Here is a 24,622-nt window from a genome sequence, read left to right as displayed (position 1 = left end):
CAGGACCTATTAACCGCACCATCGAGATGTAAGCCATTACGCCGCTGATCTGCGATCGTGTCCCACGGGGTGGTGTAGCTGGGGGAGGCCCCCGCTCATTTCGGCGTCAGTTTGAGCCGATCATGCGCCAGGTACAGCCGACAGCATGACGATGGGATTGTCGCTGAGGGGCGCCATCGTTTCAAGTGTCATGTAGCGGGCGCGCTGGACAGCCCATTCGTCGGACTGTTCCATGAGGATAGCACCGACGAGGCGGGTGATGGCGGCCTCGTTCGGGAAGATACCGACGACCTCAGTCCTGCGTTTGATCTCGCCGTTGAGCCGCTCGATGGGATTCGTGCTGTGCAGCTTGGCACGGTGTTCCTTGGGGAACGTCATGTATGCCAGCACATCGGGTTCGGCGTCGTCCATCAGGGTCGCCAGCTTGGGCAGTTTGGGTCGCACCTGATCCGCCACGGAACGCCATTGTTGGCTCGCGGCTTCGGGTGTTTCCTGGGCGAACGCGGTGGCGATGAACGCGGAGACGACGCGCCTGCCGCTCTTGCCGGCATGAGCCAGGGCATTGCGCATGAAGTGGACGCGGCAGCGTTGCCAACTCGCGCACAGCAATTTGGATACGGCCGCCTTGATGCCTTCGTGAGCGTCCGAGATGACCAGCTTCACGCCGCGCAGGCCCCTGCGCGTCAGCTTGCGCAGGAAGGCCATCCAGAAGGGCTCTGCCTCCGAGGGGCCGATGTCCATGCCCAGCACTTCGCGGCGGCCGTCGCTGTTGACGCCGACGGCGACGATCACCGCGACCGAGACGATCCGCCCGTTCTGGCGCACCTTCACGTAGGTGGCGTCGATCCACAGGTATGGCCAGTCGCCTTCGATCGGGCGATCAAGGAAGGTGTGGACGCGCTCGTCCAACTCCTCGCACAGTCGGCTGACCTGGCTCTTCGAGATGCCATCCATGCCCAGCGCCTTGACCAGATCGTCGACCGAGCGGGTCGAGATACCCTGGATGTAGGCTTCCTGGATCACCGCCGTCAGCGCCCGCTCGGCCATCCGGCGTGGTTCGAGAAAGCCGGGGAAGTAGCTGCCCTTGCGCAGCTTGGGGATGCGCAGTTCGACCGTGCCGGCCCGCGTCTGCCAGTCACGCTCGCGGTGACCATTGCGCTGGACAAGCCGCGCTGACGACTTCTCCCCATAGCCCGCGCCGGTCAGGTTGCCGACTTCCATCTCCATCAGCCGCTCGGCAGCAAACGAGATCATGTCGCGTAAAATATCCGCGTCCGGGGCCTTCTCCACCAGCGAACGCAAGTGCATCATCGGATCGGTCATCGTGGTTCCTTCCGTCAGGTTCGAGTGTCGCAACCCAAACCTATCCGAAAATCACGGTGACCACCTCAGCACCCAGCTACACCACCCCGTGGGACACGATCCGAACACCCGGGCAAACCAGGCGCAGTGAACGGCCGAAAATTTCTTTTGCACCCGGGTGGTGCCCATTCTTCCGCACCAGCCGTGCCATGATTACAAATCGGCTGTGCGATATGTCAGCAGATCCTTACTTGACCCCGATGTAGGCGGCACTCAAAGTTATTACCCATGCTTGATCCCGTTCCATTTTCCGTGATGCTACTGGCCGCTGCCGCGCTTTATGCGGCGGTGGGCCATGGCGGCGCTTCCGCCTATTTGGCGCTGATGGCGCTGACCGGGTTTGCGCCGGAACAGATGCGCCCGCTGGCGCTGGTGCTGAACCTGTTCGTTTCGGCCATTGCCTTCATCCAGTCCCGCCACAACTCGGGCAGCGAGAATTCGTAGATCGGGACGTGCGAATCGACCCGGGCACCGGGATAACAGTTCCAGTACCAGATCCCGCCGGGTTCGGCGGCGGCGTCGATCAACCTTGTGCGAAACCCGGCCTGACGCAGCCGGTGGAGCAGATAGATTCCGCTGAATCCCGCCCCGATGATCAGTGCGTCGCAGTCTGGATCGGGTGCGCTCATTGGGCGGCGCTCAGCTTGGCGGCAAGGTCTGCCGCGCCCTTGTAGTCGGCCTTGCCGTTGGGCGCACGCAACGCCATCGCGGTAGCGAACACGGCCTTGGGGGTCTTGTAGCCCGCCAGTTTGCTGCGGACATGCTCCTTGACGGCCGGTTCATCGAGCGTCTCGCCCGCGGTAAGGTGAACCACTGCGGTCACCGCCTGGCCCCACTTCTCATCGGCGACCCCCACGACCAGCGCATCCTCGATAGCCGGATGAGTCTTGAGTACTTCCTCGACCTCTTCGGGATAGACCTTTTCGCCAGCGGTGTTGATGCATACGCTGCCCCGGCCGAGCAGGGTCAGGCTGCCATCGGCCTCGACCGTGCACCAGTCCCCGGGGATCGAGTAGCGGACTCCGTTGATGGTCTTGAAAGTCCGTGCCGATTTTTCGGGATCCTTGTAATAGGCCAGTGGGATCGGCCCCTTGAGGGCGATAAAACCCGGTGTGCCGGTGCCTGGGCGGACCAGTTGGTCGTTCTCGTCGAACACGTCACAGAAACCGCCGATGGTGAACTTCGCCGTCTCGGTGGTCCCGGCGGCAGTCGTAATCGAGCGCCCGAAACCAAGCCCTTCCGAAGCGCCGAAGCTGTCCATCAGGGCCACTTGCGGAATATGCCCAATCAAGCCCTGCTTGACCTCCTTGCTCCACATCACCCCCGACGAGACGATGGTGATCAGGCTTGAGGTATCGAAACCGCCAGGGTTATCATCGAGGGCTTTGAGCATCGGTTTGGCGAAGGCATCGCCGACGATCGCGATCGACTGCACCTTGTTGCGTTCGACCGCTTCCCACAACTCGACCGCGTCGAGCGAGGGATTGTCCAGCGTGACAAGGCAACCACCCGAGGCGAGCGTCCCGATCGCCGTGATGAAGCCCGTCCCGTGCATCATCGGGCAGGCTGGCAGAGTCATCCGACCCGGGCCTTCGGCGCGGATCATGGCGACGGCTTCGTCGAGGCTGTCCGGCACAGGCGCGAGCATGCGCTGCGCATCGAGCTGGGCTTCGCGCATATCGGTGTGGCGCCAGACCACACCCTTGGGCATGCCGGTCGTCCCGCCGGTGTAGATGAACAGTTCATCGTGCGGCGACCGCTCGATCCCCAGCGGCGAACCGTCGCCCGATGCCGCGAGATCTTCATAGGCAAGCGCAAGCGGGGCCTTTGCCGCCGCATCGCCGATTTCGACGAAAAGCTTGGCCTTGGTCAGCCGGTCCTTCAGTTCGACTATGCAATCGCGGAATTCGGCGCTGTAGAAAATGGCCTCGCTGTCGGAATCGTCGAAGATGTAGAACACCTCCTCGGGGCGGTAGCGATAGTTGATGTTCACATGGGTGAACCGGCCTTTGAAGCAAGCCGCCATCAGTTCGCCGTATTCAGGGCGGTTGCGCATGTAGAACGCGACCTTGGTTCCGGGCAAAATGCCGTTCGCCGTAAGGAAGCGCGCGATATTGTTCGACCGCGCGCCCATTTCCGCCCAGGTGACGACACGCGTGCCGTGGATCAGGGCCGGTGTATCTGCGGGAAGGGCAGGCTCGATCGCGTCCAGTATGTCGCCAAGATTCCACTTTGCCATTGGAACTGTCCTCTCGCTTAGTCAGACCCCTCTTGCGGTCCAGCCTTGCAGTATCGCCGCCTCTTCCCGGACCGTTTCGGGTCCGCCCAGTACCTGCCGGTCGAAACCGATCCGCTTGAACCAGTAATGCAGCCCTAACAGGTCGGTGAAGCCCATGCCGCCGTGCACCTCGGTTGCGGTCCGGGCGACAAACCGGCCTACTTCGCCGGTGTGCGACTTGGCATGGCAAGCGACCAGTTCCGCTTCGGCTGGGACCGCGTCAAACGCATGGGCCGCATACCACACCAGCGACCGGCACGGCTCGTTCTTCGCGGCCATTTCAGCGCACATGTGCTTGACCGCCTGGAAGCTGCCGATCACCCGCCCGAACTGCTCGCGCTGCCCGGCATAGGCAACCGCCTGGGCGATCATCGCATCCGCCGCACCTAGGCTGTCCGCCGCGAGCAGGATGCGGCCTGCGGCAATCAGTCGCCGCGCCGCCGCACCGCCGTCGTCGGCCAGGGCTTCCGCCGGGGTCGACGCAAGCCGCAGTTCGCCGACCGAGCGCGTCGCGTCGATCGTCTTGAGGGCAATCAGCTCCAACCCGTCTGCCTGCGCCGATACGATGTGCAGCCGACCGGCTTCGTCGGCGATCATGAAGTGATCGGCCTCCTCGCAATCGAGCACGAACAGCGCCGTGCCAGTCAGCGCGCCACCGGTGCAACGCACGCCCGAACCATCGCGGCGGGAGACCTGCTCATTCACCCCGACGCCGAAACGCACCTCGCCAGCTGCAATGCGCGGCAACCATTGGGCCTGCTGCGCCTCGGATCCGGCCGCGATCAGCGCGAGCGGCGCCATCACGTTGCGAGCGGCGAACGGCACCGGCGCCACCGCTTCCCCCAGCGCCGTAGCAACGACCGTTGCATCGAGCAGTCCCATGCCAAGGCCGCCATGGGCCTCCGGCACCACCAGCCCGGGTAGCCCCAATTCGGCCAGCGCGGCCTGGCTTTGCGCGCTAACCGCGCTGCCGGCTTCGGCCACTTGCCTGACATGATCGAGCGGAGAGAGTTCGCGCAGCAGCCGCGTAACGCTTTCTGCCAGCATCTGCTGTTCCTGCGAAAGTCCGAAATCCATCACTGCCCTCCTTGCGCGGACGGGCCTTTGGGCAGGTCCAGGCGCGGCTCGCGCGGCATGTTGAGGCCGCGCTCCGAAATGATGTTCTTCTGGATCTGGGCGGTTCCGCCGCCGATGATCAGGCCAAGCTGGAACATGTAGTTCCATTGCCAGCTGCCGTTTGCGCGCTCGTGGGCGCTGCCGTTGTAGAGGATTCCCAATTCGCCCAGCGCGTCGATCGCCAAAGCGGAAATCTGGTGGGCCAGCTCGCAGGCCTGGAGCTTGACGATCAGCTTGGCCATGCCGCCCGGCTCGCCCTTGATCTGGTTCGATAGGATCCGCATCCCGTTGTACTTCATCGCCGCGACTTCGGCCTGGAGCGCCACCAGCCGGTCGCGAAGGGCCGGAAGGTCGATCACCCGTGCACCGCCGACCTGTTCCACCTTCATCAGTTCGATCAGCGCGAGCAGCCGGTTTTCGAGTGCGTCGGGATCGCCCAGCATCCCGCGTTCGTGCCCGAGCGTGGCGTTGGCGACGAACCAGCCTTGCCCGCGCTGGCCGACGATCTGATCGACCGGCACGCGCACATCGGTGAAGAAGGTTTCGTTGAATTCGGCATGGCCGGTCATGGTCCTGAGCGGGCGGACTTCGATCCCCGGCGTGGTCATCGGGAAGATCAGATAGCTGATCCCCTGGTGCTTGGCTGCGTCCCCTTCGGTCCGCACCAGGCAGAAGATCATGTCCGCTTCCTTGGCGGTGCTGGTCCAGATCTTCTGGCCGTTGACGACGAAGTCGCCGCCTTCAACCCGGGCGCTGGTCTTGAGACTGGCGAGGTCCGATCCCGATCCGGGTTCGGAATAGCCCTGGCACCACACCACATCGCCGGCCAAAGTCGGTTCGATCCAGCGCCTCTTCTGCTCTTCGGTGCCAAGTTCGAGCAAGGTCGGCACCAGCATCGAAATGCCCTGGTTGGCGAGTCCGCCGGGCACACCGGCGCGCGCAAACTCCTCGGCGATGATCCGGGACTTGAGAATGTCGGGCTCGGCCCCGAACCCGCCGTATTCGCGCGGAATGGTGCGCGCGGTGTAGCCATGCTCGATCAGCAGCTTCTGCCAGGCCACGCCTTCATTCGACGGGCGGGCCGCACGACCGGCATTCTTTGGTGCGAGATGGCGATTGACGGCGATGAAGTCGCGCACCTCTTCGCGGAACGTCTCATACTCGGGGCCATAACTCAGGTCCATTGCACAGCGTCCTTTCAGGCCGGCCGGAAGACGGGCAAGCGAAAGTCTTCCCCGATGGTTTCGAACGCGAGTGCCACCGGCAGGTCGAGCCGGACAGCGTCGATCGGGCAATCGATCAGCCGCGTGGCCATGCGGACCCCCTCGTCGAGCTCGACCACTGCGGCGACATAGGGAATGTCCGCCGCGAAGGCGGGGTGCAGCGCCTGATGCACCACGGTCCACGAAAACACCGTGCCCTTGCCCGAGCTTTGTTCCCACGCAAAGTCAGGCGAGCCGCAACGCGCGCACATGTAGCGCGGCAAGTGCCGCCACGAACCGCAACCCCCGCATTTCTGGAAGTAGAGGTGCCCATCCTGGCACCGCTTCCAGAATTCCTGCTCGACCGGGTCTTGCGGGCGAGGCCGCGGCTTGGCCGGCGCAGCGGCGGCCGCGGCGCGCGCCTTGGGAGAAAGATCTTCGTCCATCAGCCAAACCTCCGCAAGATGGCAACACTGCCGTCACCCAGATCGCCCCAGCCGGTGACCAGCCCGGTCTGCGCCCCTTCGACCTGCCGCTCGCCGCAGTCGTGCCGCAGCTGGCGCACCGCTTCGACCACGTGGTTGAGCCCCCAGACGTGGGCTTCGCTGAGCAGGCCGCCGTGCGTGTTGAGCGGAAAGTTCCCGCCAAGCTCGATCTGGCCATCCTTGACGAAATCGAGCGCGCCGCCCGGCTCGCAATAGCCCATCGCCTCAAGCTGGAGCAGCACCACGTAGGTAAAGCAATCGTAGACCTGGAGGAAATCCATGTTGCTACGCGACACCCCGGCCATCTCGAAAGCCTTGGGCGCGGCATAGGACAGGCCGATCTTGAACGGATCGGGCCGGGACGGAATATCATCGGCGGGATAAGGATGGCCTTCGGCAGCGCCCGCGATCGTCACCGGAACGTGCCGCAGGTCGCGCGCGCGATCGAGCCGTGAGACCACCACCGCACAGGCCCCGTCGGTTTCGAGACAGCAATCGTAAAGCCGGAACGGTTCCGAAATCCACCGCGCCGCATGATAGGTCTCACGGTCCAGCGGCTTCCCGTAGGTGAACGCCTTGGGATTGAGCTGGGCGTGCTTGCGGCAAGCCAGGGCGATGGCGGCGGTTGCTTCCGGCCCCACCCCATAAAGCTGCGAATGCCGCATCGCCAGCCAGGCGTACATCTGCACCGGCAGGAATACGCCGTAAGGAATGTAGTACCCCTGGATGGTGTTTGTCAGGGTGTTCATGTTCATCGACCGGGTCGGCGGCGCGCCCGGTTTGGGCCGCAGCGCCGAAAAGCCGTTCCAACCCAGCGTGACCAGCACGTGATCGCACAGCCCGGCGGATATCGCCATCGCGGCGTTCTGCAGCGCGGTGGTCGGGCTGGCGCCGCCCATGTGCACCGTCGCCGCATAGCGCAGCACGTCGATCCCGAGATTGGCGGCCAGCTCCTCGCTGGTGGTATAGATCGGCGGCGGCACCATGCCGTCGATGTCCGAAGGCTTGAGCCCGGCATCGGCAATCGCCTTGCGCGCAGCCTCCAGCATCATGTCGACGGCGGTGCGTTCAGTGCCCTTGACGAAATCAGTCTCGCCAACCCCGGTGATAGCTGTCTTGTCGGAAAAGGTCATGCCGGTTCCAGGTCTCTTTGTCGTTGCATGGCGAGTTCGCGGCGGACCTGGAATTCGACCTCGATCCGTTTGGACTCGGGTTCGGCCCTTCTGTATCGCGGCGCGGGAGCCAAACTGAGCGACGCGCGAACCTCTTCGAGCGGACGATCCAGCAGTTCTTCCCACTGTATTTCGGGAAAGTTCTTGGCCGCACGCCCGCGCCGCCAAGCCTCGATCATCGGGCCCAGTACCGGTAATCCGGGATGCTCACGTCTTGATTTGAGCAGTCCGAGCAGCAGCAGAAAGCCGATGCCGTGGTTGTGGAACTGGGCGTTGCCAAAGGTCAGCACGCAAATTTCGCCCAGCCCATCTCGCCCGTAACCGGTGACAACGTGATAGAGATCGTGCGAATCCCTCATCCGGTTGCGGAACAGGGCGACATCGGGATCGACAAAGGTCCGGACACCACCCTCCTCGCTCGCCTCAACCAGCCCTTCAGCGCTCAGGCCTTCGCCATAGACAAAGGCCAGATATTGCTGTCCCAGGCTCCCCTTCGGGCAGCGCGCCAACCGTTCGCGGTCGCGCAGGCGATCGAGCAGATTGCTCCGGCTGGCCAGGATGCGCCTCCCGCCTTCGGATCCCGCAAACCGCCTGAAATGGCGATAATAGCTGTTTCCAGCCAAGGCCTCGACAATCCTGAATACCTGTGCGGTATCTTCCTTGTCGCGGAGTAGAACCTTTACCGCCGAGAGCGCTTCTCCTGGGCGGATGCGGCGCTTCAGTTCCTGTCCCTTCATCTTCGCCTCGCTTGCCATTTCGATGCGGCTTCCTCACCCAAATCGCTTGGCTCCGGCCAAGGCCTTTTCGGCGTCGGCCACCAGATCGCGCATCACCGCGGCGGCGGGGCGAACCGACTTGATCAAACCGATGCCCTGTCCCGCAAACCCGGGAAGCACATCCATCCGCTTGTCGCGGATCGCCGCCGCCATGACCGGGCCAGCAATCATCGACTGGTAAGGCATGGGCAGCGGCTCCTTGCCCGCTTCGATCCATGCACTGGCCCATTTGTTGGCGATCATCCGGGCTGGCTTGCCGGTGATCGAGCGACTGACCACCGTGTCGCCGTCACCGCCCTCGGCAATGGCTTGCTTCTGGAAATCCTCGATTCCGGCTTCTTCGGTCGCGAGGAAGGCCGTTCCCACCCAGGCACCCTCGGCACCGAGCATGAAGACCGCTGCCACTCCGCGCCCGTCGCTGATGCCGCCGGCACCCAGCACCGGGACCCGGTCCCCCACGGCGTCGACCACCTGGGGAATCAGCGAAATCGTCCCGATCGGCGAATTGTGGCCGCCGCCATCGTGACCCTGGGCGACGATCATATCGATCCCGGACTCTACCACCTGCAAGGCGTGTTTGACCTTGCCCACCACCGCCATCACGATCGTGCCGTTGGCGTGCAGGCGATCCATCCACGGTCCGGGATTGCCCAGTCCGGCCGCATAGACGGGCACCTTTTCCTCGATCACCACCTCCATCTGCGCTTCGAAGAACTCCTTCGAGAACAGCGGCGGACCACCTTCGCTTTCCGCCCCGGCGGCGGCGCGCATCGCCGCAGCGGAATCGACTTCGCCCAGTCCTTCACGTGCCATGAAATCGCGGGCGAATTGTTGATACTCGCCGAACACCGCCATCGGATCCGTAGGAGCCGCCCCGGTTTCAGGTGCCTTGCCCCGGCGGACAGAAGCGGGCAGTAAGGTATCGACCCCGAACGGCTTGTCGGTTAGCGCGCGGGTCTCGCGAATCCAGCTGCGCAAGCGTTCGGGCGAGCATGCCGCCGCGCCCAGCACACCTAGCCCACCGGCGTTGGAAACCGCAGCGGCCAGCCGGGGCACGCTCGCGCCGCCCATACCGGCCAGCAGGATCGGATGCTCGATCTTGAGCATCCCGCAAATTCGGCTGTTCAGTGCCATCGTCCTCTCCAGAAGTGCCGGCCTAGCCTGGGTCTCCCCATCTGACCTTTTGCGTAACGAGCTCGGGGCTGCGAGCCGCGAGATATTCGGACGATCCCTTGACCAGCCGCTCCATGTGTCGGCGTGCACCATCGGCATCGCGCAGGCGCACCGCGTTCAGTACCCGCGCGAGGCAGCGCAATTGGCCGGCCCGTTCCTGCGCGGAATAACCCAATTCCATGGCAAGATCGCGGGTCAGCAAATGCAGTGCCGATGTAAGCAATCCGAAGGTCGGGTTGCCGCTGGCCCAGCCCAGCAAATCGTGAAAGCGCCGGTTGGTTTCCTCGAACCCAGCGGTTTCGCGGTCGCGTTCGAGTTGGGCGTAGCAATCGCTCAATGCGGCGAGATCTGCGTTGGTCGCCCGCGCCGCAGCCTTGGCCGCCATATCGGGCGCGATCGCTTCGCGCAGTTCGAGCAGGGCCCGCAGATCGGTATCCATGAATTGCAGGATGAGCGACAGAGAGCTGGCAAAATCGCGCGTCTGCGGCCGCGACACAACCGGTCCGCCGCCGCGGCCCAGTTGCAACTGGATCACCCCCTGCAGCTCAAGAAACCTGAGCGCCTCGCGCAAGGTTGCGCGCGCGACTTCGTAACGCGCCAGCATATCCTCCTCTTGCGGGAGGCGGTCTCCGGCCTCACGGGCGTTGAGCTGGATATCGGACACGATGGCCTGCGCGACCTGCAAGGCGCGCTTTGCCTTGCCTGCGGGCACCGCGTTGTCGTCCGGAGATCGATGTGGAACAGAAGCCATAAAAACGTATAAGCATTAATCGATCACCGTGTCTAGCATCTCCTGCGGAAAAACGTTGGCGCCCTGAAACCTGTCGAAAACTCGGCATTTCGGTAATCGTAAGCGATCCCGACCTGGCACCTCCCCGAGTTGGCGGATTAAAGCTGATAATCTTTATTGACAGAATGGCCCTTTCGGCCCTAGGTGACGCCATTGAGAAAGGTCTGTTCCATGGCAACTTCGGCAACTCAGGAAAAAGTCCTCTACGCTTCCGTCGATTCGATCCCGCTGCACGAGATCAATGTCGCCAATCCCTACCTCTTCCAGAATGACACCGTGGGGGAATATTTCACCCGGCTTCGGCGCGAGGATCCGGTCCACTACTGTGCAGAAAGCCGGTTCGGGCCCTATTGGTCGGTGACCAAGTTCAACGACATCATAGCGGTCGACACCAACCACAAGGTCTTCTCGTCGGAAGCCAAGCTCGGTGGGATTTCGGTCCAGGACATGCACAGCGTCGAGGGCGCGCTCGAGCTCGAAATGTTCATCGCGATGGATCAGCCCAAGCACGACCAGCAGCGCAAGGCGGTAAGCCCGGTGGTTGCACCATCGAACCTGCTTCTGCTTGAGCCGATCATCCGCGAACGGGCGGGCGCGATCCTCGATTCGCTGCCGGTCGGCGAGGAGATCGACTGGGTAAAGCTGGTGTCGGTCGAACTTACCACCATGACGCTTGCGACGATCTTCGATTTCCCCTGGGACGAGCGCGCCAAGCTGACCCGCTGGTCGGACGTCACCACCGCGTCACCGGAAACCGGCATCGTCGAATCGTTCGAACAGCGCCGCGAGGAACTCATCCAGTGTGCGATGTATTTCAAGGGCCTGTGGGACGAACGGATCGACAAGCCCGGCGGCAATGACCTGATCTCGATGATGGCGCATTCGCCCGCAACCCGCGACATGCCGTTCCTCGAATTTCTCGGCAACCTGCTGCTGCTGATTGTCGGCGGCAACGACACCACCCGCAATTCGATCAGTGGCGGGGTCCTGGCGCTCAACCAGAACCCGGGCGAATATCAGAAATTGCGGGACAATCCGGCGCTCGTTTCCAGCATGATTCCCGAGATCATCCGCTGGCAGACCCCGCTGACGCACATGCGCCGTACCGCGCTGGAAGACGCCGAAATTGGCGGAAAGCAGATCAGGAAAGGCGACAAGGTGGTGATGTGGTATCTCTCGGGCAACCGCGACGAAACCGTGATCGACCGGGCCGACCAATTCATCATCGATCGCGAAAATCCGCGCCACCACCTCTCCTTCGGGTTCGGCATCCACCGCTGCATGGGCAACCGTCTGGCCGAATTGCAACTGCGGATCATCTGGGAAGAGATCCTCAAGCGCTTTCGCTTCGTCGAAGTTGTTGGCGAGCCGGAGCGGCTGCTGTCCAATCTGGTGCGCGGGATTACCCGGCTGCCGGTGAAACTTCACGCGCACTGAAGGCTTGGCTCGTTACAAATACGGAACTTCCATATGATCAACGTAACTTTTGTTTCCGCCGACGGCACACGTCGGTCGGTTGAAATAGACGAGGGCCTCAGCGCCCGTGAAGCCGCCCTGTTCAACAGTGTACCGGGGATCGATGGCGATTGCGGCGGGGTCTGTGCCTGCGCCACGTGCCATGTCCATGTCGATCAGGCCTGGATGGATCGGGTCGGGCCGCCGGAAGAAGGCGGCATGGAGAGCGATCTGATCCAGTTTGCCGAGGGAACGACAGAAACCAGCCGCCTCGCGTGCCAGATTCCGATGGTCCCCGAACTCGATGGGCTGGTGCTGCATCTGCCCGAGCTTCAGCACTGAGCAAGACGCCATGCACATGACGTTTGACGGAAGCGGCGGCATCTCCATCGCGGCAAGCCTTGTCGGCGATGGTCATGGTCGGCCGTCCGTATTACTGGCGCATGGCGGAGGGCAAACCCGGCGCACCTGGCGCAAGACGATGCAGCAATTGGCGGAGCACGGCTATCGCTCGGTGGCGATCGACATGCGCGGTCATGGCGAGAGTGGCTGGGCCACCCCCGGTAGATACCGCTTTGCCGATTTCGGCAAGGATATCCTCGCGGTCTGCGACAAGCTGAACCAGCGGCCGCATGTCATCGGCGCATCGCTTGGCGGATTGGCGGCGCTGGTGGCGGAAGGGGCGGTGCGACCGGGTAGCTTTGCGTCGCTGACGCTGGTCGATGTCACTCCGGATATGGACCCGGAGGGTGTTTCACGAATTGTCGGCTTCATGAACGCCCATGTGGAGCGCGGCTTCGCGTCATACGACGAAGCCGCAGAGGCGATCGCGGACTATATGCCGAACCGCGAGAAGCGCGGCGCCAGCGAGGGCCTGAAGAGCTATCTCCGTCTCGACCCGGACCAGCGTTATCGTTGGCATTGGGATCCCGGCTTTCTGAGCGGGATGACCGGGCGGCGCGAACAGGACTATGCCCAAGCCCAGGCGGCGGCAAGCGTCCTCTCGCTACCGGTCCACCTGGTGCGGGGCGGATCGAGCGACCTGATTTCCATGGAGGCTGCGAAGCGGTTCTGCGCGATGGTGCCTGGCGCGCGCTTCACCGACGTCTCGGGCGCTGGACATATGGTTGTCGGCGACGACAACGACGTGTTCAGCAGGGCCATCATCGAATTCCTCGAAAGCCAGTCCGAACCGGAGACGATTGCATGACGCTGGAAGAGCTCAACCGCGCCCTGCTGGTCGCGCCGTTTCACCGCTGGCTGAACTTGCGGATGGTCGAAGCTGACGCAGAGCACATCCTGATCGAAATGCCATGGCGGGACGAGATGATCTCCAACCCCACGCTCCCGTCGATGCACGGTGGAATTCTCGCCTCGTTGATCGATCTGACGGGATTCTATGCAGTCCTGGCCTCAGGAAACATGTGCAAATCCACAGCCGACCTGAGGGTCGATTACCATCGGGCAGCGAGCCGCCAGACGCTTCATGCCGAAGGGCGGCTGATCAAGGCCGGGAAATCGCTAAGCGTTGCCGACGTGCGCATTCACGACGAGGCCGGGACGCTGGTCGCCAGCGGTCGCGGGGCCTACAATATGTAACGGGCATTGTTGCCAGCCCAAACCGACTTCAGTCCGGGTCTAGACCACTGATATTGGCTACCATCCTGGAGAGCGTGGAGCGCATTTGGTCGATGTCCTCAAGGGGGACGTTGCGGAGCAATTCCAGATATAGTCGATCGGCGGCCTTACGCACCGAGGGGAGGATTTCGATTGCTTTCGGCAAGGGGTGCAAGGTCCAAACCCGCCGGTCTCCCCCGGCCGCGCGACGTTCAGCAAGGCCTGCCGCTTCTCCCTCGAGCGGACGGACGGTGACGACACGGAACATCCCCGCGTGCATGTGGAGCAGCAGATGGCAGTGAAACGCCCAGTCACCGGGCGCATCCGCCGTCAGGTCGAAGCTGACCTTGCCGCCTGGCAGGACATTGACAGTGTGTTTGCGCGGATAACTGCCGGTATGGCCGTTCACCACCTCGAAGAAATGGCCGTGCAAATGGATGGGGTGAGTCATCATCGTATCGTTGATGAGCACCACACGCGCGCGTTCGTTGCGTTCGAAACGGATCGGCTCGACGCCTTCGCTGAACTTTTCGCCGTCGAACGACCACATGAAGCGCTCCATGTTGCCGGTAAGGTGAACCTCGATCGTGCGCTGCGGCGGGCGCGTGTCTGGATTGGGCGTGAGCGACATCAGGTCTCGGTAGGTCAGCACCTTGTGGCCGACGTCTTCCAGCCCGACGCCCGGGTCACCGGTGCGGTCGACCGGAGACATGGCGATGGCGTCCACGCCGACGCCGACCTTGACGCTGTCGGGCACCTTCGATTTGTCGCGCATGTTCATGCCGCCCATCGAATGGGAACTGCCGTGATCTGCTGCTGCCGCGCTGGCCCCGGCGGCCATGGCGCCATGGTCCATTCCCGCCATTGAACCATGGTCCATGCCGCCCATGCCCATATCCTTCATGGTGAGCGTGGGGCGCGGGCGAAGCGGTGGAACGGGTGCTTCCATGCCCAAGCGCGGCGCGAACGTGGCGCGCGCCATGCCGGAACGGTCGATCGATTCCGCAACGAGCGTGAACGCTTTGTCCTCGGCTGGCTGGATAATGACGTCATAGGTCTCGGCATTGCCGATCTGGAACTCGTCCACCGTCACGGGCCGGACATTCAGTCCGTCGGCGCTGACCACTGTCATCGGCAGGCCGGGAATGCGGATGTTGAAGATCGTCATGGTCGCCGCGTTAATGAAGCGCAGCCGCACCCGCTCGCCGGGCCGGAACAGACCGGTCCAGTTCTCCCGCGGTCCGTGGCCGTTGACGAGATAGGTGTAGGTGGCAGCCGTCACATCGGCGATGTCGGTCGGGTCCATTCGCATCCGGCCCCACATGGCCCTGTCGGAGGCCGACATTTTCTCCTCCGGCCCGCCCTCGATCATGCCCAGCAGGGTCTGCTTCTGGCGATTGAAGTAGCCGCCCTCCGCCTTGAGCTTGGTGACGAGGTGGTGCGGATGGAGGAATGTCCAGTCACTGAGCACGATGACATGCTCTCGGTCATAGGCAACCGGATCGGGCTCAGCCGGATCGATAACGATCGGCCCATAATGCCCCTGCTGCTCCTGCAGCCCTGAGTGGCTGTGGTACCAGTAGGTGCCACTCTGGACGATCGGAAATTCATAGGTGAACGTGGTGCGCGGCTTGATGCCGGGGAAGCTCACACCAGGAACTCCGTCCATCTGAAACGGGACGATCAGCCCGTGCCAGTGGATCGAGCTGTCCTCATCCAGCGTGTTTTCAACGTGGAGGCGGACATTTTGCCCTTCGCGCAGCCGGATAAGCGGTGCGGGCAGGACGCCGTTCATGGTGACGGCATGACCGGTGCGCCCGCCAACCGTGAAGGTGCTGTTGGCGATCCTGAGGTGAATATCGTCGCCGGCGAGCGTGGGGGAGCTGGGTGCGAGGCCCGCCGAACCGGTTTGCGCCCAGGCGGGAAAAAGCCCGCTCATGCCGAAGCCGACAAGGCCCGCAGCGCCGGCGCGCAGGAACGAGCGGCGTTCTATAAGTGCTGTCATATCCATATGTCCCGGGGTTTTCCTGTCTGGAAGAAACCCAAAAAAATAAACTGGAATCCGGGCGGACAGCGAGATGCCATCCGCCCGGTTGGTTCCTAATGGTTGTGCTGCGAATGCTCTGCCGGAGCCGCATCGTGCTGCTTGTTCTCGCAGCACTCCATCTTTTTCCCGTTGGCCTGCGTATCGCCGCCCGTCTTGTCCTTGCAGCAACAGCATCCCTTGCCCCTCTGCTCGGTCTGAGGAGCATTGTGGCCGGCATGGTCAGGCGTTGTGGGCTGCGCTGCCACAGGTGCTGCAGCCGCCATTGCGACTGCGCTCAAAAGTGTGATCATCGTTCATTCTCCAGAAGATTTGAAAAGCTTTCAAATTTCCGGAAACAGACGTGGAGGCGGGCTAGTGGCCTCTGGCGCTATCCCGTTCAAACGAGGGGATGGCTGAGGCGACAGGGCAGATCGAACCGGATTTGTCGCCACTGCCAGCTGAGGCGCCACTGGCTCAACCACCGCGCAGGCCATCGCGCAGTCTTGCGTGCCGCTGTGATGCTTGTCGGGTGCCGTCTCGTGATGGCCGGTGCAATCATCCATGGCCATCGGTGTGGCAGTGGCCGCATGGGCAGCCGTCGTCCGGTCCGCCATCGAGACGGGCATGACGGACAAGGCCAGGATAACGAGCAGAGCAAGGATCAATCGCACCGCCCGCCCGCTCTCCTCGTGGAGGGCAGATTTGTTTAGCCGGACGTTGATTGGTCTCAGGTTCACTCTGGTTCGTATCCTTCGAGTCGTCGCTACTATCGCACTTGACACTATGTCAGGGTCAAGTGCTTATTGACTCTGACATAGTGTCAAGGTGCACCATGGATCTCCAATGGAAGGAGACCGTGATGGCCGAGTCGAAACATAGCACGCGTGCGGGAAGCCATGGTTGTTGCGGCGATCACGGCGACCATTTCGTCGGACAGGTTATCGACCCGGTTTGCGGCATGTCTGTAGATCCACAAAAGACCGCGCATCACGCATCGCACGCGGGCAGCGACTACCATTTCTGCAGCGCCGGGTGCCGCGAGAAATTCGTCGCCGACCCGCAGCGTTATCTGAACAAGGCTGCCGCCCCGATCGCACAAGATCAGCCGGGCACGATCTGGACTTGCCCGATGCATCCGGAAGTCCGGCAGGATCACCCGGGGGCGTGCCCGATCTGTGGCATGGCGCTCGAACCGGCGATGGTTACGGCCGATGAAGGGCCAAGCGCCGAACTGATCGACATGACCCGGCGCTTCTGGATCGGTCTTGCGCTCTCCCTGCCTGTGCTCGTTCTGGAAATGGGCGGGCATCTGTTCCCGGCGTTGCATCATCTGATACCGATGAAGGCGTCGATATGGATCCAGTTTGCGCTGGCCACACCAGTTGTCTTGTGGGCGGGATGGCCCTTTTTCCAGCGTGGCTGGGCCTCGCTCAAAACGCGCAATCTCAACATGTTCACGCTGATCGCCATGGGAACCGGCGTGGCCTGGCTCTACAGTGTGGTCGCGGCAGTGGCGCCGGGTATCTTTCCTGATGCCTTCCGCGCCGCCGACGGGACGGTGGCGGTCTATTTCGAGGCAGCAGCGGTCATCACCGTGCTGGTACTGTTGGGCCAGGTGCTGGAATTGCGCGCCCGCGAGCGCACTTCGGGTGCGATCAAGGCGTTGCTCAATCTGGCACCGAAAACTGCGCGGCGCATCGCTGTTGACGGCAGCGAGGCGGAAGTTCCGCTGGAAGATGTCGCGGTGGGTGATCGGCTGCGGGTGCGGCCAGGCGAAAAGGTTCCGGTTGACGGCGTAGTCGAAGACGGCCGTTCGGCGCTCGACGAATCCATGGTCACGGGCGAATCCATGCCGGTTACGAAGTCGGTTGACGACACGGTGATCGGCGGCACCATGAACCAGAGCGGTGCCCTGATAATCCGCGCAGACAAGGTCGGACGGGACACCATGCTGTCCCGCATCGTGCAGATGGTTGCTGAAGCGCAACGTTCACGCGCGCCGATCCAGCGCATGGCGGATCAGGTTTCCGGCTGGTTCGTGCCGCTGGTTATCGGCATTGCCATTCTTGCCTTCGCACTCTGGGGCATCTGGGGGCCAGAGCCGCGCTTTGCCCACGGGCTGATTGCGGCGGTATCCGTGCTGATCATCGCCTGCCCCTGCGCGCTGGGCCTTGCCACGCCGATGTCGATCATGGTGGGCGTTGGGCGCGGCGCGGGACTTGGCGTGCTGATCAAGAATGCCGAGGCGCTGGAGCATATGGAAAAGGTCGACACGCTGGTGGTCGACAAGACCGGCACGCTGACCGAAGGCAAGCCCGCCGTCACCCGGATCATCGCAGCGGCAGGGCTTGAGGAAGCGGAATTGCTGCGGCTGGCGGCCGGCGTGGAGCGGGCGTCGGAACACCCGCTGGCGTTGGCGATCGTCGATGCGGCGATCAGCCGGTCCATCGAAATCCCTCCCGTCAGCGGTTTCGATTCCCCGACCGGCAAGGGCGCCGTTGGTGTGGTTGAGAACAAGCGCATCACGTTAGGCAACGCGCGCTTCCTGACGGAATCGGGGATCGATACCGCGCCTCTTGCTGCCGAAGCCGATGCACTTCGCGAGGATGGTGCAACGGCCATCTTTATGGGGCTGGACCAGCAGGTGGCAGGCGTATTCGCCATTGCCGATCCGATCAAGCCAACAACGCCGGAAGCACTGGCTGCCTTGCGCGCAGATGGCATTCGCGTGGTGATGTTGACCGGTGACAACCGCACGACAGCCACCGCCGTCGCGCGCCGGCTCGGGATCGATGCCGTTGAAGCCGACGTCCTGCCCGATCAGAAAGCCGATGTCGTCGCGCGGCTGAAGCAGGAAGGCCGCGTCGTCGCCATGGCCGGCGATGGAGTGAACGATGCGCCCGCGCTTGCGGCGGCGGACGTCGGCATAGCAATGGGGCACGGCACCGATGTCGCCATGGAAAGCGCGGGGATGACGCTGCTGAAGGGCGATCTTGTCGGCATCGTTCGCGCCCGCCAGCTCAGCGAGGCGACGATGTCCAACATCCGCCAGAATCTGTTTTTCGCTTTCATTTATAATGCGGCCGGCGTTCCGGTCGCGGCAGGGCTGCTCTATCCGTTCTTCGGCATCCTGCTTTCGCCTATGATCGCTGCGGCGGCGATGGCCTTGTCCTCGGTCAGCGTTGTCGCCAACGCACTGCGTCTCAATCGGGTGAAGCTGTGAACATTGGTGCAGCCTCGCAGGCAAGCGGCGTCTCGCAGCGGATGATCCGGCACTATGAAAAGATCGGCCTGATCCCCGCGCCACCGCGCCGCGGGAGTGGGTATCGCGATTATTCCGATGCCGATGTTCATCGCCTGCGCTTCATTGCCAATGCCCGCGATCTCGGGTTCGGCACGGAGGAGATCACGACTTTGCTTGCCCTATGGTCTGATCGTGAGCGGGCCAGCAGCGAGGTCAAGGCCTTGGCACTCGCCCAGGCGGACGAATTGGGGCGCAAGGCAAAGGCGCTCGAAAGCATGCGGCGCACCCTCCTGGATCTCGCCCGCCAGTGCCACGGTGACAACCGTCCAGATTGTCCGATCATCGATGGTTTGGCAACGTGAAGGACGTTCAAGCAGTCAAGGGAGGCGGGTTCATTTGCTTCTTTCTCCCTTTGAAAAATATCCGATTCGAACAGAGTTGGCGTTTCCCTGGCGGCATCCTCTGTTGCTGTTCCGAGAGGCTGACCCAGGCCGACGTCCTGACCGTCGTACTGGCACTGACTGGTATCGGCAGCGTGGTGCTCCGGAAGACGGCCAGGGCGCGGATGGGTTGGAATTCCGCTGCAGGAATGGGTTAGAGGTTTCTGTATTCAGCCTTCTCCCATTCCGTAGAGATTCGGCCATCCGGCAGCAGCCATAAAACTCGGCCATTTGCTGCTGACCCCGTCTCGGCGCTGTTGCGGCTGAAACCAATGAAAATATGTAGTGCGAGGTAAACAGGTGACCGTCATTCTGTTCCGCCAGAATGCCCTTTCCAGCATGGAAGGTGGTAGGCCTGCCGATCGAAGCAGTGCAACAGAGCGTTAAGCACTGATCGGTTGCGGCGCTCATGTCATCCGCGACCTGGTCCCCACAGGATCAATCCCGCCCCGGCAAGGCAGATCAGCCCGCCCAGAATATCCCAGCGGTCGGGTGCAATACCCTCGACAACCTTGAGCCAGACCAGCGACGCGACGATGTAGACGCCGCCATAGGCGGCAAATGCTCGCCCGGCGGCTTCCGCTTCTACCCTGGTCAGGGCGTAGGCAAAGACGATCAGCGACAGGACGCCGCCGGCCAGCCAGATTGGCGATCGCTCGAGCCGAAGGACTGCCCAGAAGGCAAAGCAACCCGCGATCTCGGCGATTGCCGCGAGAACGTACCAAGCAATTGTTGAGAGAGGCGCTGTCACAGCCGGATATCCCAGCGGGCGAGTAGTGCCGCCATGCCGATATACAGGACGATGGTGAGGACACAGCCGGCCGCGAGTGCGGGCCAGAACGCGAAGCCTCGCTTGAGCAGAACCGGGATCAGCAGGAACATCGGCAGGCTCGGAAGAACGTACCAGAATGTGGCTTGCGAATAGCTGGCCATGCGCGCGGTGTCGCCGGTGTCTCGCCAGAGCCAGATCATGCTGAGCAACGCGACGAGGGGGAGCGATGCCAGCAAGGCGCCAAGTCCGGCGCTCCGGCGCGCCACTTCGGAAACCACGACAATGATGATCGCCGAGATTGCGGTTTTGACGACCAGATAAATCATTCGTGGTCTCCGTTGCACATGGTGTGATCCCCCAGCGCCTCGATCACGCGGCAATCGGCGGCCAGTCCGCCCCGGCAGCGACCGATAATGCGCGATAGTTCGTCGCGCAGGGTAACGAGCTGGCCGATCTTTTCTTCGACCTGCGCCAGATGGCGGGTGGCGATCCGGTCGGCTTCGGAACACTCGCGCTCGGGATGGTCGGCGAGATCGAGCAGCGAGCGCACTTCCTCGATGGTGAAGCCAAGCTCACGTGAATGACGGACGAAGGCGAGCCGCGTGCGATGTGCTTCGCCATAGGAGCGGTAATTTCCCGCGGTCCGCGCCGGTTCGGGCAGCAGACCGATCCGCTCGTAATAGCGGATCGTCTCGATGTTGGTGCCGGTCGCCCTGGACAGTTCGCCGATTTTCATCGCTTGACCCTGTAGTTGCTACAGGGTGCATATAGAGGGCCGACTCGAACGAACCAAGGAGTTTCAGCCATGGCGGACAGTTGCTGCGACAGTTCCTGCAGTGACGACACCGCGCGCAATGATCCTTCGTGGCGAAGGGCGTTGTGGATCGCGCTCGTCGTCAACGGCGTGATGTTTTTCGTCGAGATCATCGCGGGTGCCGCATCGGGATCTCGCTCGCTACAGGCTGACGCGCTCGATTTTTTGGGCGATTCCGCAAACTACGCGATCAGCCTTGGCGTCGCCGGCATGGCGCTTGTCTGGCGGGCGCGGACCGCGCTGGTCAAAGGGCTGACCATTCTGACTTTTGCGCTCGGGGTGATGGTTTCGGCGATCTGGGGCCTTGTTGTCGGCACCCAGCCCGATCCCTGGGCGATGACAGGCATCGGCGCACTCGCGCTGGTAACGAACGTCTCGGTGGCTCTCCTGCTCTATAGATTCCGATCGGGTGACGCCAACATGCGATCGGTCTGGGTCTGCTCGCGCAACGATGCGATCAACAACCTGCTGGTGATTGGCGCAGGCTTCGTGGTGCTGAGGACCGATAGCGGCCTCGCCGACCTCGTGGTCGCGCTCATCATGGCGCTTCTCGGGCTTCAAGGTGGATGGCAGGTGGTTCGGCAGGCCCGATATGAACTCGCGGCTAGCGGGGCTCAGGCATGAAGCAGCTCGAAGCAGCATATTGGGCGGAGATAGATGCCTTCCGGCAAGCGAAGGCCGGCCAGGATGCGGCCGATGCCTGGCACTATCTGGAACGCGCGCACATCCTTTCTCAGCAGGTCCTGCGGCTTCATCTCCATGCCCATGCGCTCATGCTAACCTTTGCCATATCCCGGCGCGAATGGCGGGAGGCGCGCGGACAGGTGCTGCGTCTGATGCTTGCGCCCGTCGGCGCTCTGCTCGGGCGGATCCCACTGGGAAACACCGGGCGAGCAGCGGTCAGTGCCTTCGTGACCATGCCCATACCGGAGGAGCTTCGTCATGTTCTGGGCCAGGAACAGTGCAAGTGATGCGCTTGCTGCTGCTGTATTGCTCTGCTAGGTGGGCACGATGAGGGGCGTTGTTCTCCAGTTCCTGATTCTTTTCTCGGTGCTTTGCGCCGGTTTTCATGCGCCTACCGCGGCGCATGTGGACCATGACGGCCATGGTCAGGCCAGTGTTCTTGTGGCTGATGCGCTCCATGCTGATGCCCACGAACATTTCTCCGACAATTCATCCTCTGATCCGTCGCAGGAGATCTTCCATCATCACCATTGCCCCGCAGCGATGGTGGCCGAATGCGGACAGAATATAAACAGACCCCATGCGAGCCGCGACATGCTCTGTCCCGGCGAGGTCACAGCTCTCCTGTCGCGAGCCTCCGCGCCACCGATTGAGCCCCCGCTAGCCTGAAACCTGCCATTTCTGCGGGCGTCTTTCTTCGCCCGCAATTTGCAAGCGTTTCAGGAGTTATCCCATGACTTTGACATTGCGCGCCGGCCTGTTGGCCGGATTGGCGCTGGCCTTGCCGATAACGGCAAGCGCGGAACCCGTAACTCTGGACGAGGCCGTCCGCCGCGCAATTGCGGCGTCGCCCGCGATCCAGGCCCAGGAGGCTGGCATCCGGTCGGCAAGGGCGGGGCGCAGCCAAGCCGATATTCGCCCCAATCCGGTCCTGTTGGTCGAGGCCGAAAACATTGCGGGCACCGGCGCCTATGATGTCTATCGGCAGGCCGAGACGACCGTTACCTATGCCCAGACTATCGAACGCGGCGGCAAGCGCGATGCGCGTATTGCCTATGCCGAGCGCGACGTCGGTGTCGCCGAGGCATCGGCGCGCCTTGTCCGGCTCGACCTTGCCGAGGCGGTGCAACGCACATTTATCGACCTGCAGATCGCCGAGGAAGTTGTCTGGCTTGCCGAACGACGCCTCGAAACCGAGCGCGCCATGCAGACCGAAGCCCTGCGCCGGGTCCGCGGGTACAAGGATCCGCTATTCGTCGAAACCCGCGCCGAGGCCCGCGTGGCTCGGGCACGGCTTGCGCTCGACGAGGCCCGGTCCCGCCGCAATGCTGCCCGCGCGAGGCTGGCCTCGTTCTGGGGCGGCAAGCCGGAAGACGTGGAGGTGCCGCGCGGGATCGAGAAGCCAGATGATCACCTGAATCAACTGGCCGCGGCTGACAGCGCGCTCGCATCTGCCACGGTGGAACGGGCGCAGGCGGCGGTCGTGGTCGAACAGACCCGCGGCGTGCAGGACTACACGGTGAGCGGCGGCGTGCGGCATCTGCGCGAGACGGGAGATGTCGCACTAGTGGCCGGGATATCGATTCCCCTCGGCCGCTTCGACCGCAATCGGGGCAACATCGAGCGCGCACAGGCCGAACGTCAGCGGATCGAACTGCTGGCCGAAGCGGCCCGCCTTGACCGTCTGCGCCAATTGGCCTCGCTCAGGGCCGAGGCGGATGCCGCCCGGATGCGCGCCGACGGGATCATGCAGGATGTCTATCCCAAGGCCGTCCGCACGCTTCAGCAGGTCCGCGAAGGTTACAATCGCGGCGGTTTCCGTTTCAGCGATGTGCAGGACGGTGCCGACGCCATCATCGAGGTTCAGTCGCAGTGGGTCGAAGCAATGACCCGCTACCGCGACATCCTGTCCCAGATCGACCGGCTGACCGGACGCTTCGACGTCGTCGCCGGGGAGGAAGTACAATGAGGAATATCCGTTTTACCGCTGCTATCGCGGCGCTAGCACTCGCCATCCCGCTTGCCGCCTGTGGTTCCGATCCGGCGCCCGCGGAACATGGCGAGGAAGGCGCCGAAGCCGAGAAAGGCCCCAATGGCGGGCGCCTCCTGAAGGATGGCGATTTTGCCGTTGAGGTCACAGTGTTCGAAACCGGGCAGGAGCCGCAGTTCAGGGTCTATGCCACCCGAGGCGGTGAACCGGTCGATCCGGGGGCGGTGCAACTGACCATGATATTGAGGCGACTGGGGGGCGAGGTGAACACCTTCGCCTTCAAGCCCGAGGGTAAGTTCCTTGCCGGACAAGGCGTGGTCGAGGAGCCCCACAGCTTCGACGTCGAGGTGGTCGCGGTTGAAAACGGCCAGCGCCATGTCTGGAAATACGCCAGTCCAGAAGGCCGCACCCGTATCACGGCAGAGGCGGCCAAGGCGGGCGGCATCGAGATCATGACCGCAGGTCCGGCAACGATCGGCGAGACGCGCGAACTGTTCGGCACCGTCGCACTCGACCCATCGGCGCGTTCGGAAATCCGTGGTCAGTTTCCGGGCCGCGTTGTCAGCGTGACCAAGGCCGTGGGCGACTATGTCCAGCGGGGGCAATTGCTGGCGCGCATCGAGTCGAGCGAGAGCCTGCAAGTCTATCCGGTCTATGCGACCGTCAGCGGCGTGGTCGCCGAGCGTAACGGCAACCCCGGCGATGTGACCGGTGATCGCGCGCTCTATGTCATCACCGACCCCGCCCAGACCTCGGTCGTCTTCAACATCTTCCCCAAGGATCTGGCGGTGATCCAGCCCGGCATGCGGGTGGAAATCGAAGCCATGGACGGCACGCCCGTCGCGGCCAGCCAGCTCGGGGGCTACCTGCCCGAAGGCAATGCCGAGGCCGGAACGGCGCTGGTCCGAACCTCTGTCCCCAATCGGGCGGGGCGACTCCGGGCAGGCATGGCCCTGCGCGGCAAGGTGGTGGTGAATGCCGTCACCGTGCCACTGGCCGTGCGGACCGAAGCCATCCAGCCGTTCCGCGACTTCAAGGTTGTCTTTGCCAATTTCGGTCAGGACTACGAAGTTCGCATGCTCGAGCTGGGGCGCTCATCGCCCGAGTGGACCGAAGTGCTGAGCGGCATCAAGCCGGGCACGCCTTATGCCGCCAAGGGCTCCTTCCTCATCCGCGCCGACATCGAGAAGTCGGGCGCGAGCCATGATCATTGAGCGGGAGAGATA

Annotated in this window: 27 protein-coding genes and 1 pseudogene; 12 read left to right on the top strand and 16 right to left on the bottom strand. The window is 63.0% G+C overall.

All coding sequences use genetic code 11. From position 1 onward, the window contains the following. Positions 1-120 precede the first annotated feature (120 nt). Positions 121-1,323: an IS256 family transposase gene (locus tag ACFSAG_RS10805; RefSeq protein WP_381514591.1), complete on the bottom strand. Its 1,203-nt coding sequence runs from the start codon at positions 1,321-1,323 to the stop codon at positions 121-123. Between the two features lie 267 nt (positions 1,324-1,590). Here ACFSAG_RS10805 and ACFSAG_RS10800 point away from each other — a divergent pair, with 267 nt between their 5' ends. Beyond that, positions 1,591-1,806, top strand: a complete 216-nt coding sequence (locus tag ACFSAG_RS10800) for a hypothetical protein (protein ID WP_381515347.1) — start codon at positions 1,591-1,593, stop codon at positions 1,804-1,806. A 32-nt stretch (positions 1,807-1,838) separates the two neighbouring features. On the opposite strand, the pseudogene ACFSAG_RS10795 reads toward ACFSAG_RS10800, so the two are convergent. The 9 genes and pseudogenes from ACFSAG_RS10795 to ACFSAG_RS10755 form a co-directional block, all read right to left on the bottom strand. Next, positions 1,839-1,991, bottom strand: a pseudogene (locus ACFSAG_RS10795) (NAD(P)-binding protein); the annotation flags it as partial. Next, positions 1,988-3,601: an acyl-CoA synthetase gene (locus ACFSAG_RS10790; RefSeq protein ID WP_169495430.1), complete on the bottom strand. Its 1,614-nt coding sequence runs from the start codon at positions 3,599-3,601 to the stop codon at positions 1,988-1,990. The pseudogene ACFSAG_RS10795 and the gene ACFSAG_RS10790, both read right to left, overlap by 4 nt. 21 nt (positions 3,602-3,622) lie before the next feature. Continuing rightward, positions 3,623-4,717 carry an acyl-CoA dehydrogenase family protein gene (locus ACFSAG_RS10785; protein WP_169495429.1) on the bottom strand — a complete coding sequence of 365 codons (1,095 nt, stop codon included), beginning with the start codon at positions 4,715-4,717 and terminating at the stop codon, positions 3,623-3,625. Beyond that, positions 4,717-5,940: an acyl-CoA dehydrogenase family protein gene (locus ACFSAG_RS10780; protein ID WP_169495428.1), complete on the bottom strand. Its 1,224-nt coding sequence runs from the start codon at positions 5,938-5,940 to the stop codon at positions 4,717-4,719. The genes ACFSAG_RS10785 and ACFSAG_RS10780 overlap by 1 nt, the downstream gene beginning before the upstream one ends. 14 nt (positions 5,941-5,954) lie before the next feature. Then, on the bottom strand, positions 5,955-6,404 hold the full coding sequence (locus ACFSAG_RS10775; protein WP_206379278.1) for a Zn-ribbon domain-containing OB-fold protein: 450 nt from the start codon (positions 6,402-6,404) through the stop codon (positions 5,955-5,957). Beyond that, positions 6,404-7,576: a thiolase C-terminal domain-containing protein gene (locus ACFSAG_RS10770; RefSeq protein WP_169495427.1), complete on the bottom strand. Its 1,173-nt coding sequence runs from the start codon at positions 7,574-7,576 to the stop codon at positions 6,404-6,406. Before ACFSAG_RS10770 ends, ACFSAG_RS10775 begins: the two co-directional genes overlap by 1 nt. After that, positions 7,573-8,370 carry a ubiquinone biosynthesis protein COQ4 gene (locus ACFSAG_RS10765; RefSeq protein WP_240960231.1) on the bottom strand — a complete coding sequence of 266 codons (798 nt, stop codon included), beginning with the start codon at positions 8,368-8,370 and terminating at the stop codon, positions 7,573-7,575. Before ACFSAG_RS10765 ends, ACFSAG_RS10770 begins: the two co-directional genes overlap by 4 nt. Positions 8,371-8,385: 15 nt before the next feature. Beyond that, entirely contained in the window at positions 8,386-9,525 is a 1,140-nt protein-coding gene (locus ACFSAG_RS10760) for an NAD(P)H-dependent flavin oxidoreductase (RefSeq protein ID WP_169495426.1), read from the bottom strand. A gap of 22 nt (positions 9,526-9,547) precedes the next feature. Further along, a complete protein-coding gene (locus ACFSAG_RS10755) occupies positions 9,548-10,315 on the bottom strand; it encodes a FadR/GntR family transcriptional regulator (RefSeq protein WP_206069778.1) in 768 nt (255 codons plus the stop codon). 210 nt (positions 10,316-10,525) lie between these two features. Between ACFSAG_RS10755 and ACFSAG_RS10750 the strand changes: the two genes are divergently transcribed. The 4 genes from ACFSAG_RS10750 to ACFSAG_RS10735 are packed head-to-tail and all read left to right on the top strand — an operon-like array spanning position 10,526 to position 13,408. Beyond that, on the top strand, positions 10,526-11,791 hold the full coding sequence (locus ACFSAG_RS10750; protein WP_169495424.1) for a cytochrome P450: 1,266 nt from the start codon (positions 10,526-10,528) through the stop codon (positions 11,789-11,791). A gap of 33 nt (positions 11,792-11,824) precedes the next feature. Next, positions 11,825-12,151, top strand: a complete 327-nt coding sequence (locus ACFSAG_RS10745; protein ID WP_100868275.1) for a 2Fe-2S iron-sulfur cluster-binding protein — start codon at positions 11,825-11,827, stop codon at positions 12,149-12,151. 10 nt (positions 12,152-12,161) lie between these two features. After that, positions 12,162-13,019, top strand: a complete 858-nt coding sequence (locus ACFSAG_RS10740; RefSeq protein ID WP_169495423.1) for an alpha/beta fold hydrolase — start codon at positions 12,162-12,164, stop codon at positions 13,017-13,019. Further along, positions 13,016-13,408: a PaaI family thioesterase gene (locus tag ACFSAG_RS10735; RefSeq protein WP_169495422.1), complete on the top strand. Its 393-nt coding sequence runs from the start codon at positions 13,016-13,018 to the stop codon at positions 13,406-13,408. Before ACFSAG_RS10740 ends, ACFSAG_RS10735 begins: the two co-directional genes overlap by 4 nt. Before the next feature lie 28 nt (positions 13,409-13,436). Here the strand turns inward: ACFSAG_RS10735 and ACFSAG_RS10730 are convergent, their stop codons facing one another. From ACFSAG_RS10730 to ACFSAG_RS10720, 3 genes are all read right to left on the bottom strand, one after another. Further along, a complete protein-coding gene (locus tag ACFSAG_RS10730; RefSeq protein ID WP_381514580.1) occupies positions 13,437-15,431 on the bottom strand; it encodes a copper resistance system multicopper oxidase in 1,995 nt (664 codons plus the stop codon). 95 nt (positions 15,432-15,526) lie between these two features. Continuing rightward, the gene (locus ACFSAG_RS10725) at positions 15,527-15,763 is read right to left on the bottom strand and encodes a hypothetical protein (RefSeq protein ID WP_123155243.1); all 237 of its coding nucleotides are present in this window, start codon (positions 15,761-15,763) and stop codon (positions 15,527-15,529) included. 30 nt (positions 15,764-15,793) lie between these two features. Next, complete coding sequence (locus ACFSAG_RS10720; protein ID WP_381514576.1) at positions 15,794-16,189, bottom strand: hypothetical protein; 396 nt, start codon at positions 16,187-16,189, stop codon at positions 15,794-15,796. 122 nt (positions 16,190-16,311) lie between these two features. Between ACFSAG_RS10720 and ACFSAG_RS10715 the strand changes: the two genes are divergently transcribed. Together ACFSAG_RS10715 and cueR are read left to right on the top strand one after the other, a co-directional pair. After that, positions 16,312-18,675, top strand: a complete 2,364-nt coding sequence (locus ACFSAG_RS10715; RefSeq protein WP_381514573.1) for a heavy metal translocating P-type ATPase — start codon at positions 16,312-16,314, stop codon at positions 18,673-18,675. Next, on the top strand, positions 18,672-19,058 hold the full coding sequence (gene cueR, locus ACFSAG_RS10710; protein WP_069310776.1) for a Cu(I)-responsive transcriptional regulator: 387 nt from the start codon (positions 18,672-18,674) through the stop codon (positions 19,056-19,058). Before ACFSAG_RS10715 ends, cueR begins: the two co-directional genes overlap by 4 nt. 490 nt (positions 19,059-19,548) lie before the next feature. Here cueR and ACFSAG_RS10705 read toward each other — a convergent pair whose 3' ends face one another. Genes ACFSAG_RS10705 through ACFSAG_RS10695 form a run of 3 tightly spaced genes read right to left on the bottom strand, consistent with a single transcriptional unit; the run spans position 19,549 to position 20,644 of the window. Beyond that, the gene (locus ACFSAG_RS10705) at positions 19,549-19,887 is read right to left on the bottom strand and encodes a YnfA family protein (RefSeq protein ID WP_069310774.1); all 339 of its coding nucleotides are present in this window, start codon (positions 19,885-19,887) and stop codon (positions 19,549-19,551) included. Continuing rightward, the gene (locus ACFSAG_RS10700; RefSeq protein ID WP_069310773.1) at positions 19,884-20,234 is read right to left on the bottom strand and encodes a DUF3147 family protein; all 351 of its coding nucleotides are present in this window, start codon (positions 20,232-20,234) and stop codon (positions 19,884-19,886) included. Before ACFSAG_RS10700 ends, ACFSAG_RS10705 begins: the two co-directional genes overlap by 4 nt. Continuing rightward, positions 20,231-20,644, bottom strand: a complete 414-nt coding sequence (locus ACFSAG_RS10695; protein ID WP_069310772.1) for a MerR family transcriptional regulator — start codon at positions 20,642-20,644, stop codon at positions 20,231-20,233. The genes ACFSAG_RS10700 and ACFSAG_RS10695 overlap by 4 nt, the downstream gene beginning before the upstream one ends. Before the next feature lie 69 nt (positions 20,645-20,713). On the opposite strand from ACFSAG_RS10695, the gene ACFSAG_RS10690 reads away from it, so the two are divergent. The 5 genes from ACFSAG_RS10690 (at position 20,714) to ACFSAG_RS10670 (ending at position 24,610) form a co-directional block, all read left to right on the top strand. After that, complete coding sequence (locus tag ACFSAG_RS10690) at positions 20,714-21,346, top strand: cation efflux transmembrane domain-containing protein (RefSeq protein WP_069310771.1); 633 nt, start codon at positions 20,714-20,716, stop codon at positions 21,344-21,346. Beyond that, positions 21,343-21,693, top strand: a complete 351-nt coding sequence (locus tag ACFSAG_RS10685; RefSeq protein WP_069310770.1) for a DUF3703 domain-containing protein — start codon at positions 21,343-21,345, stop codon at positions 21,691-21,693. The genes ACFSAG_RS10690 and ACFSAG_RS10685 overlap by 4 nt, the downstream gene beginning before the upstream one ends. A gap of 40 nt (positions 21,694-21,733) precedes the next feature. After that, a complete protein-coding gene (locus ACFSAG_RS10680) occupies positions 21,734-22,075 on the top strand; it encodes a hypothetical protein (protein ID WP_241940745.1) in 342 nt (113 codons plus the stop codon). 64 nt (positions 22,076-22,139) lie between these two features. After that, complete coding sequence (locus ACFSAG_RS10675; protein ID WP_069310769.1) at positions 22,140-23,375, top strand: TolC family protein; 1,236 nt, start codon at positions 22,140-22,142, stop codon at positions 23,373-23,375. Beyond that, positions 23,372-24,610 carry an efflux RND transporter periplasmic adaptor subunit gene (locus ACFSAG_RS10670; protein WP_069310768.1) on the top strand — a complete coding sequence of 413 codons (1,239 nt, stop codon included), beginning with the start codon at positions 23,372-23,374 and terminating at the stop codon, positions 24,608-24,610. The genes ACFSAG_RS10675 and ACFSAG_RS10670 overlap by 4 nt, the downstream gene beginning before the upstream one ends. Positions 24,611-24,622 lie beyond the last annotated feature (12 nt).

This window comes from Sphingorhabdus buctiana (assembly GCF_042680825.1).
Lineage (GTDB): Bacteria > Pseudomonadota > Alphaproteobacteria > Sphingomonadales > Sphingomonadaceae > Sphingorhabdus_B > Sphingorhabdus_B buctiana.
This window is presented reverse-complemented; position numbering and strand designations above follow the sequence as displayed.

Excerpts from the sequence above, each read along its gene's own strand:
- ACFSAG_RS10805 (WP_381514591.1), bottom strand. The coding sequence starts at position 1,323 with ATGACCGATCCGATGATGCACTTGCGTTCGCTGGTGGAGAAGGCCCCG.
- ACFSAG_RS10800 (WP_381515347.1), top strand. The coding sequence starts at position 1,591 with ATGCTTGATCCCGTTCCATTTTCCGTGATGCTACTGGCCGCTGCCGCG.
- ACFSAG_RS10790 (WP_169495430.1), bottom strand. The coding sequence starts at position 3,601 with ATGGCAAAGTGGAATCTTGGCGACATACTGGACGCGATCGAGCCTGCC.
- ACFSAG_RS10785 (WP_169495429.1), bottom strand. The coding sequence starts at position 4,717 with ATGGATTTCGGACTTTCGCAGGAACAGCAGATGCTGGCAGAAAGCGTT.
- ACFSAG_RS10780 (WP_169495428.1), bottom strand. The coding sequence starts at position 5,940 with ATGGACCTGAGTTATGGCCCCGAGTATGAGACGTTCCGCGAAGAGGTG.
- ACFSAG_RS10775 (WP_206379278.1), bottom strand. The coding sequence starts at position 6,404 with ATGGACGAAGATCTTTCTCCCAAGGCGCGCGCCGCGGCCGCCGCTGCG.
- ACFSAG_RS10770 (WP_169495427.1), bottom strand. The coding sequence starts at position 7,576 with ATGACCTTTTCCGACAAGACAGCTATCACCGGGGTTGGCGAGACTGAT.
- ACFSAG_RS10765 (WP_240960231.1), bottom strand. The coding sequence starts at position 8,370 with ATGGCAAGCGAGGCGAAGATGAAGGGACAGGAACTGAAGCGCCGCATC.
- ACFSAG_RS10760 (WP_169495426.1), bottom strand. The coding sequence starts at position 9,525 with ATGGCACTGAACAGCCGAATTTGCGGGATGCTCAAGATCGAGCATCCG.
- ACFSAG_RS10755 (WP_206069778.1), bottom strand. The coding sequence starts at position 10,315 with ATGGCTTCTGTTCCACATCGATCTCCGGACGACAACGCGGTGCCCGCA.
- ACFSAG_RS10750 (WP_169495424.1), top strand. The coding sequence starts at position 10,526 with ATGGCAACTTCGGCAACTCAGGAAAAAGTCCTCTACGCTTCCGTCGAT.
- ACFSAG_RS10745 (WP_100868275.1), top strand. The coding sequence starts at position 11,825 with ATGATCAACGTAACTTTTGTTTCCGCCGACGGCACACGTCGGTCGGTT.
- ACFSAG_RS10740 (WP_169495423.1), top strand. The coding sequence starts at position 12,162 with ATGCACATGACGTTTGACGGAAGCGGCGGCATCTCCATCGCGGCAAGC.
- ACFSAG_RS10735 (WP_169495422.1), top strand. The coding sequence starts at position 13,016 with ATGACGCTGGAAGAGCTCAACCGCGCCCTGCTGGTCGCGCCGTTTCAC.
- ACFSAG_RS10730 (WP_381514580.1), bottom strand. The coding sequence starts at position 15,431 with ATGACAGCACTTATAGAACGCCGCTCGTTCCTGCGCGCCGGCGCTGCG.
- ACFSAG_RS10725 (WP_123155243.1), bottom strand. The coding sequence starts at position 15,763 with ATGATCACACTTTTGAGCGCAGTCGCAATGGCGGCTGCAGCACCTGTG.
- ACFSAG_RS10715 (WP_381514573.1), top strand. The coding sequence starts at position 16,312 with ATGGCCGAGTCGAAACATAGCACGCGTGCGGGAAGCCATGGTTGTTGC.
- ACFSAG_RS10700 (WP_069310773.1), bottom strand. The coding sequence starts at position 20,234 with ATGATTTATCTGGTCGTCAAAACCGCAATCTCGGCGATCATCATTGTC.
- ACFSAG_RS10695 (WP_069310772.1), bottom strand. The coding sequence starts at position 20,644 with ATGAAAATCGGCGAACTGTCCAGGGCGACCGGCACCAACATCGAGACG.
- ACFSAG_RS10690 (WP_069310771.1), top strand. The coding sequence starts at position 20,714 with ATGGCGGACAGTTGCTGCGACAGTTCCTGCAGTGACGACACCGCGCGC.
- ACFSAG_RS10685 (WP_069310770.1), top strand. The coding sequence starts at position 21,343 with ATGAAGCAGCTCGAAGCAGCATATTGGGCGGAGATAGATGCCTTCCGG.
- ACFSAG_RS10680 (WP_241940745.1), top strand. The coding sequence starts at position 21,734 with ATGAGGGGCGTTGTTCTCCAGTTCCTGATTCTTTTCTCGGTGCTTTGC.
- ACFSAG_RS10675 (WP_069310769.1), top strand. The coding sequence starts at position 22,140 with ATGACTTTGACATTGCGCGCCGGCCTGTTGGCCGGATTGGCGCTGGCC.
- ACFSAG_RS10670 (WP_069310768.1), top strand. The coding sequence starts at position 23,372 with ATGAGGAATATCCGTTTTACCGCTGCTATCGCGGCGCTAGCACTCGCC.